Annotated in this window: 13 protein-coding genes; 5 read left to right on the forward strand and 8 right to left on the reverse strand. The window is 68.8% G+C overall.

The genetic code is table 11. The features are described 5' to 3' along the window. Positions 1–61: 61 nt before the first annotated feature. Entirely contained in the window at positions 62–892 is an 831-nt protein-coding gene (locus tag U3653_RS20100; protein WP_195078227.1) for a hypothetical protein, read from the forward strand. A 4-nt stretch (positions 893–896) separates the two neighbouring features. Here U3653_RS20100 and U3653_RS20105 read toward each other — a convergent pair whose 3' ends face one another. The 5 genes from U3653_RS20105 to U3653_RS20125 all read right to left on the reverse strand — a co-directional run bounded on the left by U3653_RS20105 (position 897) and on the right by U3653_RS20125 (position 7,659). After that, entirely contained in the window at positions 897–2,318 is a 1,422-nt protein-coding gene (locus U3653_RS20105; RefSeq protein ID WP_323124131.1) for a M1 family metallopeptidase, read from the reverse strand. Between the two features lie 60 nt (positions 2,319–2,378). Next, positions 2,379–3,017, reverse strand: coding sequence for a LysE family translocator (locus U3653_RS20110; RefSeq protein ID WP_195078226.1), 639 nt, complete (start codon positions 3,015–3,017; stop codon positions 2,379–2,381). A gap of 52 nt (positions 3,018–3,069) precedes the next feature. Beyond that, complete coding sequence (locus U3653_RS20115; protein WP_195078225.1) at positions 3,070–3,738, reverse strand: DUF3239 domain-containing protein; 669 nt, start codon at positions 3,736–3,738, stop codon at positions 3,070–3,072. A gap of 41 nt (positions 3,739–3,779) precedes the next feature. Then, on the reverse strand, positions 3,780–5,438 hold the full coding sequence (locus U3653_RS20120) for a DNA repair helicase XPB (protein WP_195078224.1): 1,659 nt from the start codon (positions 5,436–5,438) through the stop codon (positions 3,780–3,782). 151 nt (positions 5,439–5,589) lie between these two features. Continuing rightward, positions 5,590–7,659, reverse strand: a complete 2,070-nt coding sequence (locus U3653_RS20125) for an acyltransferase family protein (RefSeq protein ID WP_323124164.1) — start codon at positions 7,657–7,659, stop codon at positions 5,590–5,592. Between the two features lie 363 nt (positions 7,660–8,022). On the opposite strand from U3653_RS20125, the gene U3653_RS20130 reads away from it, so the two are divergent. The 4 genes from U3653_RS20130 (at position 8,023) to U3653_RS20145 (ending at position 10,807) form a co-directional block, all read left to right on the forward strand. Further along, positions 8,023–8,322, forward strand: a complete 300-nt coding sequence (locus U3653_RS20130; protein WP_195078222.1) for a hypothetical protein — start codon at positions 8,023–8,025, stop codon at positions 8,320–8,322. A gap of 38 nt (positions 8,323–8,360) precedes the next feature. Continuing rightward, complete coding sequence (locus tag U3653_RS20135) at positions 8,361–9,530, forward strand: DUF6973 domain-containing protein (protein ID WP_195078221.1); 1,170 nt, start codon at positions 8,361–8,363, stop codon at positions 9,528–9,530. Between the two features lie 45 nt (positions 9,531–9,575). Next, entirely contained in the window at positions 9,576–10,070 is a 495-nt protein-coding gene (locus U3653_RS20140) for a hypothetical protein (protein WP_195078220.1), read from the forward strand. Between the two features lie 92 nt (positions 10,071–10,162). Further along, positions 10,163–10,807, forward strand: coding sequence for a LysE family translocator (locus tag U3653_RS20145; RefSeq protein ID WP_195078219.1), 645 nt, complete (start codon positions 10,163–10,165; stop codon positions 10,805–10,807). A 12-nt stretch (positions 10,808–10,819) separates the two neighbouring features. On the opposite strand, the gene U3653_RS20150 is transcribed toward U3653_RS20145, so the two are convergent. From U3653_RS20150 to U3653_RS20160, 3 genes are all read right to left on the reverse strand, one after another. Next, a complete protein-coding gene (locus U3653_RS20150) occupies positions 10,820–11,380 on the reverse strand; it encodes a dihydrofolate reductase family protein (RefSeq protein WP_195078218.1) in 561 nt (186 codons plus the stop codon). A 49-nt stretch (positions 11,381–11,429) separates the two neighbouring features. Continuing rightward, entirely contained in the window at positions 11,430–12,596 is a 1,167-nt protein-coding gene (locus tag U3653_RS20155) for a pyridoxal phosphate-dependent aminotransferase (protein ID WP_195078217.1), read from the reverse strand. A gap of 71 nt (positions 12,597–12,667) precedes the next feature. Next, positions 12,668–13,579 (reverse strand): sigma-70 family RNA polymerase sigma factor, encoded by a 912-nt coding sequence (locus U3653_RS20160; RefSeq protein ID WP_195078216.1) that lies wholly within the window; start codon positions 13,577–13,579, stop codon positions 12,668–12,670. Between the last annotated feature and the right edge of the window lie 308 nt (positions 13,580–13,887).

The raw sequence follows: 13,887 nt of genomic DNA on the forward strand, positions 1-13,887 counted from the left end.
ACTCTTGTCCGGTATGCGGAGTGTGTCGTCGCCCGAGACCGGGTCGTTACGCTAGGGCAGTATGGCGGTCGATGACGTCGCGCGCGACTTGTACGGGCTGATGCCCGCGGAGTTCGTCGCGGCCCGCGCCGACCGGGCGGCCGCCGCGAAGCAGGCGGGCGACAAGCAGCTCGCGGCCGCCATCGGCAAGCTGCGCAAACCCACCATGACCGCATGGGCGGCGAACCTGCTGTCCAGGGCGGCGCCCGACGACGTGGACGCCTTGCTCCGGCTCGCCGCGGCACTGGCCGCGGCGCAGCGGAAGCTTTCCGCCGAACAGTTGCGCGACCTGACCGCGCAGCGCCAGCAACTGGTCAACGCCCTCGCCAAGAAGGCAGGCGCGCTCGCCGCCGAACACGGGCATCCGGTCGGCGAGAACGTCGTGCGGGAGATCGGCCAGACCTTGACGGCGGCACTCGCCGACCCGGAGGTCGCCGATCGGCTGCGCGCCGGAACGCTCGCCACGGCCGCCAGCTACGAGGGCTTCGGACCGAGCGGACCGGATCTGCTCGCGGTGCCGGAACCGGCCGCGCCGCGCGGACGAGCGGCCGCGCGCGAGCAGCAGGACGACAGCGCGCGCCGCGAACTGGCCGACGCCGAGGAAGCACTCGAAACCGCTCGCTCCGAAGCGGATTCGGCACAAGCCGCGCTCGCGGAAGCCACCGGAGAATTGTCCGCGGCCGAGGAACGCGTCGCCACGTTGCGCGAGGAACTCGACCACGCCGAACAGCAGCGGCAGTTCCGCAAGTCGGCCGAGCGATCGGCCAAGGACGAACTGCAGGCCGCGCGCCGTCAGGTGGAGCGAGCCGAGCGCAGGCTGACGAAGGCACGGCAGCGCGCCGGAAACGGCTGACGGGTCAGCTGCGCAGAGCGCCGGGGAACAGGTACTCCTCCGGCGGCGGCGCGGTGGTGTTCAGCCACGCGTGGAAGAAGCCGGTCAGGTCCATAGGCGATCTGGACTGCACGAAAGCGCGGAACTCCGGCATCGAGGCGTTGCCGTAGGCGTGCGCGGCGAGGAAGTCGCGCACCGCCGTGAAGAACACTTCGTCGCCGATCTGCCTGCGCAGCGCGTGCAGGAACAGTGGGCCGCGGTAGTAGACGGAGGTGAACTCCTTGCCAACGCCGGGGTTCTCCAGCGGGATGTTCCAGTACTTCTCGCTGTCGCGGTACTTGCGGATGGTCTCGCGGTACTGGTCGTCTACGTTCTTGCCCTCCATCCGCTCCGGCCACAGGTAGTCGGCGGTATAGCTGGCGAAGCACTCGTTGAGGCAGATGTCCGACCACTGGCGAATCGACACCCAGTCGCCCCACCACTGGTGCGCGAGCTCGTGCACGACGACCTGCAGATCTATCTCCGGCGCGTAGAGCGGGCGGGTCTGGGTCTCCAGCGAGAACGTGATGCCCGCGTCCAGGTGGATGCCGCCCGCGGCCTCGAAGGGGTAAGGGCCGTAGAGCTTTTCGGCGAAGTCGAGGATCTCCGGCACGCGCTGCTCCAGCTCGCGCTGGCGCGGCTGCACATTCGGCGCGAACGCGCTGAGCAGCGGAACGCCGTTGGCCCTGCGCTGCTCGAGGTAGTCGAACTTGTCGATCGCGACCGTGGTCAGGTAGCCGACCACGGGCCTGGCGTTGGCCCAGCGGACCGTCCGCTTGTCGCCGCGGACCACGTCCTCGATGCGCACGCCGTTGGAGACCACCTCCCACTCCGCGGGAACGGTGGCGGTCAGACCGAAGGTGGCTTTGTCCAGCGGTGTGTCGTTGAGCGGGTACCACGTGGTCGCCGAGTGCGGTTCACCGGCGACGAACGCGCCGCCGCTGGGCGCGAAGGTCCACCCTTCGCCCTCGGTGTCCAGCGCGGTGCCCGCGTAGTCGACGGTGACAGTGAACGGCAGGCCGGGCAGCAGCGGCAGCGACGGCGTCACGGTCAGTTCGTGCTCGCCGTTGCGGTCGAAACCGGCGGGCAGTCCGTTCACCGACACCTCGCGCACTTCCGGCCCCGCGAAATCGAGATTGAACGCGCGCAGGGCCTGGGTGGCGTGTGCGGTGATGGTGGTGGTTCCGGCCAGTTTCCGGCTGGGCGGGTCGTAGTCGATGCCGACGTCGTAGTGCTGGACGTCGTAGCCGCCGTTGCCGTCGAGCGGATAGTACGGATCGCCCAGACCCGGCGCGCCGACCAGCGGGTCCGGGGGCGGATCCGCGTGCGCGGGCGCCCAGGACACCGCGGCGAAGACACACGCGATCGCGGCGCACACCCGGCCGGACAACCACATACGAACAACCACCCCTTTCCACCCCGCCTGTTGCCGGTACCGGCGCACCGGCTTCGCTGGATGGTAGCGGCTTCAGTCGCCGCTTCCGGTCAGCGCCACCGACGCGCCGACACCGAAGATCATCACCCCGCCCGCGCCGCCGACCGCCTCCAGCCTGCGCGGCGACTTGGCGAACCAGGACCTCGCCGAGGCGGCCAGCAGTGCCCACGCACTGTCGGAGACCAGCGCGATGGCCAGGAAGATCGTGCCGAGCAGCAGGAACTGCCACGACAGCGACCCGGAGGCCGGGTCGGCGAAGTGCGGCAGGACCGCGGAGAAGAAGACGATCGCCTTGGGATTGGTGAGCCCGACGACGGCGCTCTGGCGCAACACGCGCGTGCTGGGCGCCGGTTCGACCGCGGCGCCGAGCGCCTCGCGCAATGCCGAACGCTGACGGATCGCTTGGATCCCGAGGTACATCAGATACAGCGCGCCTGCGAACTTGACCACCGTGAGCGCCAGCGCCGATGCGGTGAGCAAGGCGCCGAGACCGACCGCGACCAGCACCAGGGCGGCGTAGACGCCCATGGCGTGCCCGAGCACCGAGAGCAGGGCCGCGCGCCGGCCCAGCGTGAGGGCGCGACCGACGGTGAACAACACGCCGGGACCGGGCACGACGATGATGACGACCGCGGCGGCGACGAATGCCAGCAGGTTGGACGCTGGAACCATCCTTCGAGTCTAGGCGACGACGCAACCGATAATCCCGTGTACGCAGCCGGTTTCAGGAGCCGAGTTCACCCGGCAGCTGGTGCGGATCGAGCAGCAGACGTTTCGCGGTGGTGCGCCGCACCTTCTCGGCGAGCGCGAGATTGTCGGTGAGCAGCCGCCATTCGGCTTCGCTGATCGCGGCGCGGGCGCGGGCGATGACGGAATCGTCGGTGGTGCCCCAAGCGATCGGCATGGCGCTCACCGATTGCCAGCGCTGCCCCACCTGGCGCGGCGCGCGGTCGGTGCGCACCGCGACCGAAGGCACCCGCTCCCCGAGCCTGGCCTCGTGACCGGGGAGGTCGCGGACCTTCCTGGTCACCAAGGCGTAGCGCGGATCGCGCATGTCCGGCGCGGACACGTCGACCAAGGCGAGCAGCACGACACCCGACGGGCGGGCCTCGGAGACCACCGCGGGCACCAGCTCGCCGTCCGCGTAGAGCTTGTCGATGCTGGAATGCCACGGCGTCCACAGGGCCACCCACAGCGCCGTCACCGCGCCGAGCGCGAAGGCGACCGCGAGCAGGTAGGCCCACGGATGGTTAAGCCAGATCAGCAGCGCCGTGCCGGCCGCCGCGACCACCGCGGCGGCGATCGCCAGCAGGCGCAGGCGGCGAAGGTCGGCGAAGACTTCGTTCACCGCGTGGGCGTGCTTGCGGTCCACCGCGAATTCGAAGCGTCGCACGCCCTCATTCCTAGCACAGTTTGTGGAGGCTATGCCTCCGGTTATCCGATGGCGGGGCCGAGCAAGTCGTCGGCATCCGTGATGCGGTAGGCATACCCCTGTTCGGCGAGAAAACGCTGACGGTGCGCGGCGTATTCGGCGTCCAACGTGTCGCGCGCGACGACCGAGTAGAAGTGTGCCTGCCCGCCGTCGTGTTTCGGACGCAGAAGCCGCCCGAGACGCTGCGCCTCCTCCTGTCGGGAGCCGAAGGTACCCGAAACCTGGACGGCGACGGACGCTTCCGGCAAATCGATGGAGAAGTTCGCCACCTTGCTCACCACGAGCACCGGAATCTCGCCGCGCCGGAACGCGTCGAACAGTTCCTCCCGCTCCTTGGTCTTCGTCGACCCCTGGATCACGGGCGCGTCGAGCGCGGCGCCGAGTTCGTCCAGCTGCTCCAGGTACGCGCCGATGACCAGGCTCGGCGCCTCCTTGTGCTGGGCCAGGATCGATTCGACCACGGCGATCTTGGTGTGCGCGGTGGAGCACAGCTTGTAGCGCTCCTCCGGCTCCGCGGTCGCGTAGGCCATCCGCTCGGCGTCGGTCAGCGTGACCCTGACCTCGATGCAGTCGGCGGGGGCGATCCACCCCTGGGCCTCGATGTCCTTCCACGGCGCGTCGTAGCGCTTCGGGCCGATCAGCGAGAACACGTCGCCCTCGCGGCCGTCCTCGCGCACCAGCGTGGCGGTCAGCCCCAGCCTGCGGCGGGACTGCAGATCGGCGGTCATCCGGAAGACCGGGGCGGGCAGCAGGTGTACCTCGTCGTAGATGACCAGCCCCCAGTCGCGGCTGTCGAACAGTTCCAGGTGCTTGTACTCGCCTTTGGTGCGCCGGGTGATCACCTGGTAGGTGGCGATGGTGACCGGGCGGATCTCCTTGCGCTCACCGGAGTACTCGCCGATCTCCTCCTCGGTGAGCGAGGTGCGCGCGAGCAGTTCGCGCCGCCACTGCCTGCCCGCCACCGTGTTGGTGACCAGGATCAGCGTGGTGGCCTTCGCCCTGGCCATCGCCGCCGCGCCGACCATCGTCTTGCCCGCGCCGCAGGGCAGCACCACCACCCCGGAGCCGCCCGCCCAGAACGAGTCGGCGGCCATCTGCTGGTAGTCGCGCAGATGCCAGCCGTCGGTGGCGTAGTCGAGCTCGATCGGGTGCGCCTCGCCGTCGACGTAACCGGCCAGGTCCTCGGCGGGCCAGCCGATCTTCAGCAGCATCTGCTTGATCCGGCCGCGCTCGGACGGGTGCACCACCACCGTGTCGTCGTCGATGCGCGCGCCGAGCATGGGCGCGATCTTCTTGTGCCGCAGCACCTCCTCCAGCACCGCGCGATCCAGGCTGACCAGCGTCAACCCGTGCGCGGGATGCTTCACCAGCTGCAACCTGCCGTAGCGGGCCATGGTGTCCACCACATCGACCAGCAGCGGCTGCGGCACCGCGTAGCGGGAGAAGCTGACCAGCGCGTCCACCACCTGCTCGGCATCGTGCCCAGCGGCGCGCGCGTTCCACAGCGCCAGCGGCGTCACCCGATAGGTGTGCACGTGCTCGGGCGCCCGCTCCAGTTCGGCGAACGGCGCGATCGCCTGCCGAGCGGCATCGGCCGACTCGTGGTCGACCTCCAGCAGCAGCGTTTTGTCGCTCTGCACGATCAGCGGACCGTCGTTCACAGTCCCTCCTCAGTTGGATTCCCCGCCATTCTCCCCGACCCCACCGACAACCCCGCAGGTTACCGGCCCTTCCCGCGAGACGCGGTTGCGGCAGCGACCGCATGTAACGCCGGAAGGGCGCGATGTGTTCCCCCAGGCCGCGCGGGACGGCTCAGCCGCGTACGAGTGCGCGCTCGGCGAACGCGCCGACGACCGGCGCGAGCGTCGTGGCGTAGCCGCTGGTGATGTGGTTGTCGTCGCGGTAGACGAGGGTGTTCCCGACGATGACCGGACAGCGGGCGGTGGTGCAGAACAGCGAGGTCAGATCGGCGTACTGCGCGCCGCCCTCGATGGCGGCCGCGCGTTCGGCGGCGATGCCCGCGTCGTCGACCGCGACCGCACGGGTGGGCGCGCACGCGGCGGCGTCATCGATGTGTTCGGCCACACACGCGGGCACGGTGGCATGGGGATCGGGGACGCCGCCCAGGACGAGGACCGCCGAGCCCAGCTCGCGCAGCTGGGCGGCCAGGCGACGCACGCTGTCGATCCACGCCGGGTCGTAGGTGGTGAAGCCGAAGTCGCCGCCGTAGCGACGCGACATGCCCACCACGACCAGCCGGGGCCGCTCGTGCCGCAGCCTGGCCATGATCTGCCCGCGCCACTGCTCGCACTCGGTGTACCTCCGACCCAGATAGGGACTGGTGATGGGCAGATCGAGCAACGGACAGGTGACCTTCGCCATGGTCTCCAGCCGCCAATGCCGCGCTACGGCGATGTCCTCGAACGCCGGTTGCCACATCGCCGCGTGGGAGTCGCCGACCAAAGCCACCGTGGTGGCGGAGGCTGGATCACCGGAGGCGCACTCCCCCTGGCCCACATCGGTCCAAGAACGGAAGCAACCGTTGTCGAACACCTCCGCTCGGTCGCCGCGCGCGTTCGAAAGCGCCGGCGTGAGATTCGACGGGACGTCGCGGACCTCCGCCGAGGCGGCGACCGCCGCTCGGGTCTGCGTGGTCAGCTGCTCGATCGCGGCGTCGTAGGGGTCGGCGGCGGGAGTGGCCGGCGCGGCCGGTGTCGTCAGCGTGAGGCTCTGCGCCGCCGTGCCGCGCCCGACCGGAGGGGGCACCAGCACGAGCAGCGCGGCCGCCACACCGATGGCCAGCGCGGTGCTCACACCACCGCAGGCGAGGCTGAGCCCGCCCGATGCGCGCAGGCGGGCGGCGAAGCGGACCGGATTCTCGATCAACCGCTGGGTGAGCGCGGCGAGCCCACCGGCCATCGCGACCGCGCCGAGCGCACCGACCAGCCCGAGGGGGCGGCCGAGCGCGTGCGGGGCCAGCACCAGCACCGGCCAGTGCCACAGATACCAGGAGTAGGACAGCCTGCCGACGGCCTGCATCTCGGACACCGCCAGCACGCGACCGACACCGAACCGCGTTGCCACACAGCCGCTTCCGATGACCATGACCGCGCCGAGCACAGGCAGCAACGCCGCGATCCCCGGATACGGCGTCCGCTCGTCGAGCCGAACGCAGGCCACGACGATCAATCCGGCTCCCGCCCACCCCGCGCAGGCGGACACCGACTTCGGCAATCGGGACCAGAGAACGGCCGACAGCGCCACCATGCCGCCAGCCGCCAGCTCCCAGGCGCGCGCGGGCAGCGCGAAGAACGCCCACGGTGGCATGGTGCGGGTCCAGGTCAGCGCGACCGCGAAAGACAGCACGGCGACGACGCCGAGAACGATCAGGTACGGCAGCGCGGTGACCGAACCGCTGTGGCGCCGTCGCACGAGCCAAGCCGTCGTGATCACGAGCGCGGGCCAGATCAGGTAGAACTGCTCCTCCACCCCGAGCGACCAGAAGTGCTGAAACGGCGAGGGCGGCGCGTCCGCGGCGAGATAGTCGGTGCCCTGCAGAGCGAATCGGTAATTCCCGGCGTACAGCGCGCTCGCGATCCCGTCGCCGAGCGCTTGGCGCGCCTGCAGCGGCGGCAACAGCACGGCCGCGCCGATCGCCGTGGCGACCAGCACGACACCCGCGGCAGGCAGCAGCCTGCGCGTCCGCGCGCCGTAGAACCGGACGAGCCCGACAGTGCCACCGGCCGCCGCTTCCCGATACAGCATTCCCGTGATCAGAAAACCGGAAATCACGAAAAATACGTCCACGCCGACAAATCCACCACCGATCCCCGGCACACCGGCATGGAAAAGCACCACGGCCAGCACCGCCACCGCCCGCATTCCCTCGATGTCCCCCCGAAATGCCGCCCCCCGCGACACCCGGTCGATCAGCTCCGCCCGCCGATTTCCCAACCCGCTGACCGTGGCCGCCATGCGCAGCATTGTCATCGGTCCGGCGGGGCAAGTCCCGCCGACTCGCCGCCCCGACCACCTCGGTCGCGGCGTCCGCGCCCGCGCCTATTCCCTCGAACTCATTGCACGCCACACCGGCACAATCCCGAGCTCGCGATAAGACAACGCTTTTCGAACCGATTGTCCGATCTGTCGACGCCTCCATGCGAGACGACACCAGGTCTCCGGCGCGGCCACGATGCCCTCCTACGGCCGGTACGCTTGTCCGGAATACGACCTCGAGGGGGCACGGTGAGCGAGCTCGAACTTGATCCGGTCCAGACGCGCGAGATGGCGGAGGCAGTACGTGGGCACGCCGACGCGATACGGCAGTCGGTCCCCCTGTCCAGAGATGTCGTCGCCGTCGAGACCATGCGAGACTCCCAGGTCGCGGACGCTGTGGATCAGATCGCGACGGCGCTCGACCGCGTGGTGGCCTACCACGCACAGCAATTGATCGGATTCGCGGACGTCACGGACACTGCGGTCGTCGAATTCCTCAGCCGCGATCAGGCCTGGGCTACCGCACTTCGGGAGGCAGGCCAGCGATGAGCGGTGGAAGCTACACGACGCCTCTTACCGTGTCGACGGTGCTGTCCTGGGATCCACGTGCCACGGTCACCGTTGCGAACGCGTTCAAAGACGCCGCGCTGCGGATCGAGGAACAGACGCATCAGGCGGCATCCCGCATCGATATGTCCTACACCTACTTCAAGGGATCGGTCGCTGATTCCGCCCGCGACAGAGCGGCTCAGGACCGGGACCATGCCCGGCGAACGAAGCAGGTTCTCATCGATATCCAGCAGCAAATCTACCTTCAGATCGATGCGATCGTCGGCTACACCGACGTAATCAAAGACAAGAAGGCCGAAGCCGAGTCCGCCAAGTTCGACTTCTTCGTCAGAGACGACGGTGGCGTGGACTCCAGGATGTCCAATGCCGAGGTCCTGATGAAATTCGGTGCATCGGGCCTCGTCGAGAAGGAAGGGCTCGAATTCTTCCTGACCACACAGATCCGTGCGGCGCTGACGGCAATCCAGCAAACCGATCTGGAGGGCGCGGAGAAAATCAAGCGACTCCTAGAGGATCTCGCACCAGAGACCCAGCGCGGAGTTACCGCTATGCCTCAGGACCCACGCTTGGTAGAGGTCCTCACCAAGTTCCAGACCGCCCCGTCGAGTGCGCCTGCCACGCTGTGGCCCTCCGGTTTGGTTCTCGATCGCATCCGTGCCGTCCGCCCGGACTTCCAACCCATCCTGATGACGCCCGAAGAGATAGCGCTCCTCGCATCACGGGTCGCCCGGCCGGGAACCACTGGAATAGGTGAGATCACCGATTTCTTCGAAATAAAAGCAGAGGCCGAGGACGCCGCCAAGAAGGCGTACGCCAATCCGGACCAGAACGCGCTCAACGACGGCCACGGCGATGCGTTCCGGCACATGTATTGGAATGCACTCATGACACAGCGTTACGGCGCGGAGTGGACCGAAAACTATGGTGCCGCGCATGAAGGACTCGGCGCGAACCCCCCCACGCGAGAGGCGATGGATCTACACAACAACGCGATCGGGCGGCAGATCGCCATCGACAATCCGAATGCCTCACCGGAGGAACTACAGCGATTGGTTTATCAGCGAATCAAGGAGGGTGGCGCGATCGTGCTCGACCCGAATGGTCAGATCGCATGGAGCAACCGGGTCGAAGTGGACAAGAACGGGCACCCGGCGCGTGCTGACATCCCGCTTCCGGCAGGTCGGTGATTCATGCGTGCCCTTCTCCGTAGCACGGCTGCAATTCTGTGCCTGGTGGCCGGTGCGGCATGCTCGACGCCGGATGACCGTGGTGAGACCGCTTCGCAATGCTCGGCGAACTTCGACCTGGAGTCGCGCGCCGAGCCGCTCGGCTCCGCGACGGAATTGCGGCGCATCATCAGAGAGCGGGCTGCGCAGCCGGGAACCTATTCGCTGCGGACGCTGACCGAAGCCGCCGGGTGGGGTGGCCAGTGGGATCGCGTCGTCATAGCGTCGTCCGGTCTTCCAGCGGAGAAGCTGAACTCGGCAGCGAATCTTCCCGGATACTGCTGGTCCAACCTTCCGGACTCCGGGTTCGACCGGCCCATCGACAATTTCTACGTCTTCATCGCGGGCTCCACTCCGACACAAGTGATTCGCTCCGCACAGGGCTCCGAGCTGTTTCGAGGCGTGCATAGCGGTGACGTGCTCGGACCGGAGTCTCGCTTCCAGTCGGTTCAGCCGCCGGCCCAGCTGCAGAAGCCGTATCTGGAATTGACCCAGGGTTGATCGGAGGCTCGGTAGCCGAGCGCATGCCTTCACGTCCAGCGGCTGTCGAGTGGACCGCGACAAGGGCCGGTGGGGCGGGTGAGGATCGGGGCATGATCGAGATGGCGGCGGTGGTGGGGGTTGCGGTGGCGGCGTTGGGGATGGTGCTCACGCCGGGGCCGAACATGATGTATCTGGTGTCGCGGACGGTGTCGCAGGGGCGGCGGGCCGGGTTGGTGTCGTTGGCGGGGGTGGCGGCGGGGTTCGGGGTGTATCTTGCGGCGGCGACGGCAGGGATAACGGCCGTGTTCGCGGTGGTGCCGGGCCTGTATCTGGCGGTGAAGCTGGCGGGGGCCGCGTATCTGGGGTGGCTGGCGTGGCAGGCGCTGCGGCCGGGCGGGGTCTCCGTTTTCGCGCCCACGGCGCTGTCCCCGGACCCCACCCGGCGTTTGTTCGCGATGGGTCTGGTCACCAATCTGCTGAATCCGAAGATCGCGATCATGTACATGGCTCTGATCCCGCAGTTCGTCGCGCCGGAGCACGGGAAGGTGTGGTTGCAGAGCCTGTGCCTGGGCGCGGTGCAGATCGCGGTGGCGCTCACCGTGAACGGCCTGATCGTCCTCGGGGCGGGCGGTCTGGCGACGTTCCTCGCCGCCCGCCCCCTGTGGCTGCGCACCCAGCGATACGTCACCGGCACGATGCTGGGCGCCATCGCCGCCCTGCTCGCCACCGACCGCGCCCGGCCCGTGCCGGCCTGAGCCGAACGCGCATCAGTCCCGTCGGGCCGGCTGCGTCAACCGGTAGTGCAGTTCCGCGAATTGGCCGGCCTGTTCGACAGCGATGAGCCGCATCCGGTCCGACAGGATGCGCCGCGGCAGCAGCGGGGCGCCCGCCCCCAGCGTCACCGGAGCGACGCTCACCATGACGTCGTCGAGGAGTCCGGCATCGGCGAACTGCCCGGCGAGGTCGCCGCCGCCGACGATCCAGATGTCTCGCGCACCGGCCGCCTCGGCCATCGCCCGATGCACCGCCTCGACCGGGCCCGAGACGAACCGGAGATTCGCGCCAGGTATCGGGGGAAGATCCCGGTGGGTGAAGACCCAGCACGGGAGCTCCCCGTAGTACTGACGCCAGTTGTCCGGTGGTTCGTTGGCCACGACCCATTCGTAGGTGGTCGCGCCCATGCACATGGCGCCGACCCGCGCGAGGAAGCCCGCGATGCCCGCTTGCGCCTCGTCCGCGCCCTCCACCTCGAAGAGCCAGGTGAGCGAGTTGTCCGAGTCGGCGAGATATCCGTCGAGAGAAGTTGCCGTGTAGTACCTGGTTGCCATGCCGTGCACCCTGCCAGCAAAACCTGACAGTTCACGGCAAGGTTCGGAATCAACCGAGCCGCAACCGGCGGACCCCTTCGTCCAGCGTCTCGTCACGCTTGCAGAAGGTGAACCGCACCAGATGACTCCAGGTGGCGGTGTCGTCGGCGAACGCGGTGACCGGCACCGCCGCCACACCGAGCCGCTTCGGCAGCTCACGGCAGAACGTCAGGCCGTCGGCGGCGCCGAGCGGGGTGATATCGGCGACGACGAAGTAGCCGCCCGCGCTCGGATACACCCGCATTCCGGTGTCGGCGAGCGCGGCGGAGAGGCGAAGACGCTTCTGCGACAATGCCTCCCGCAGCCTGCCCACCCACTCCAGCTCGTGGTTGATCGCGTGTGCCACGGCGGGCTGGAACGGCCCGCCCGCCACGAAGGTCAGGAATTGCTTGGCCGCGAGCACCCCCTCGATCAGGTCGGCGGGTCCGCAGGCCCACCCCGTCTTCCACCCGGTGACGCTGAAGGTCTTGGCCGCGCTGGACACCACGATGGTGCGCTCGGCCATTCCCGGCAGAGTGGCCAGGCTGATGTGCTCGACGCCGTCGTAGACCAAGTGCTCGTAGACCTCGTCGGTGAGCACCAGAATGTCGTGCTCACAAGCGATCTCGGCGATCGCGAGCAAGTCGGCGCGCCCCAGCACGGTGCCGGTGGGGTTGTGCGGCGAGTTGACGATGAGCATCCGGGTCGCCGGGGTGATGGCCGCACGCAGACTGTCCAAGTCCAGCACGAAACGATCCCCGTCGGCCACCAGACGCGCCGTGCGCCGCCGTGCGCCCGCCAGCGCCACGGCCGCGGCGTAGGAGTCGTAGTACGGCTCGATCACCACGACCTCTTCGCCCGGCTCCACCAAGCCGAGCACCGCGGCACTGATCGCCTCTGTCGCGCCCACCGTCACCAAGACCTGCGAGTCGGGGTCGTAGTCGGTCCCGTAGCGCCGGGCCCGGTCGTCGGCCACGGCTCGGCGCAGCACCGGCATGCCGCGGCCCGGCGGGTACTGGTTGAGCCCGTCGGCGATGGCGCGGCGCGCCACTTCCAGCATGCTCGCGGGACCGTCGGTGTCCGGGAACCCCTGCCCCAGGTTGACCGCGTCGTGCCGAACGGCGAGTTCGGTCATCTCGGCGAAAATGGTGGACGCGAAGGGGCGCAGACGGGCGACGATCGGATCTCGCGAGGGCATAACCGGAGACTAGTCCAGCTACCCGGCACCGCATCCAGACAGCTGGCAGCTACGCTCGGACCCGGCGGGGCTCAGCTCAGCCGGATGCCGGTCAGCTTGGCCGGATTCGCCACATCGTAAGTGCCCCAGACCAATCCGTCCCGAACGGTGAAGCCGACGACCCGCCTGGGATAGCCGACCCGGCCTTCCCCCGCCGGACGCGCCGCGACCTCGAGACCCAGTTGCCCGTTCACCGAGACGAACGAATACACCTGTTCGGCGTCCTCCAGCCCGTACTTGCGCACCAGGCCCAAGTAGAAACGGGCGATGCGATCCGCGCCGTGCAGGACGTTGATCGCGGTGGCTGTGGTGCCGTTGGCATCGCCGATCATCACCGCGTCCGGATGCAGCGCCGCGGTGACGGCGGCCACGTCACCGGTGCTCAGCGCGACGAGGAAGCGCTGCACGGCGGCCTCGTGTTCGGTGTCCGGCACCGGCGGCGGCGTCTGGGCCACCGCCTTCCGTGCCCGCACGGCCAGCTGTCGCGCCGCGTCGGCGGAGACACCGAGGATGCCCGCGATCTCGTCGAACGGCACCGACAACCCGTCGTGCAGCACGAAGGCCACCCGCTGCGGCGGCGTCAAGGTGTCCAGCACGATCAGCGCCGCGAACCGGTACTCTTGCTTGCGCACCACGGCTTCCAGCGGGTCGGGAGCGCTCGACGGCGTGCGGCCGGTGACCACCGGTTCCGGCAGCCACTGGCCTACGTAACTCTCCCGCCGCGCCGCCGCGCTGCGCAAACGGTCCAGGCAGATCCGGGTCACCACCGTGGTCAGCCAAGCGCGCAGATCATCGATCTCGGACTGGTGCGCGCCCGCCAAGCGCAACCAGCTCTCCTGCACCGCGTCCTCGGCATCGCCGACGCTGCCCGTCAGTCGATAGGCGACCGAGAGCAGATGCGCCCGATGTGACTCGAACAGGTCGGAAAGCAGCGCGGCAACCATCGAGGGGAAGTCTACGGTCCGGTTTCCCGGCCTCCCCCGCGGCACGGCGGCATGCGCCGGACGAACCGGATGATCCACCGGCCCATCCCGTGGCAGCATGGCTCGATGGACCACCACGTGCTGTCGAACTGAACCATCTGGCTGTCGCCTCCGACGGCCGACGATGTCGACACCATCACCGAGTGCTGCCAGGACCCGGCCATCGCGGAATGGGTGACCATCCCGGTGCCTTACGTCCGGGACAGCGCCGTGACCTTCCTCGAGAGATGGTCGTTCCGGGATGGGCGGCGCAGCCCGACCTGGGCGGT

It is taken from the genome of Nocardia implantans, assembly GCF_035544775.1.
In the GTDB taxonomy this organism is placed as follows: Bacteria; Actinomycetota; Actinomycetes; order Mycobacteriales; family Mycobacteriaceae; genus Nocardia; species Nocardia implantans.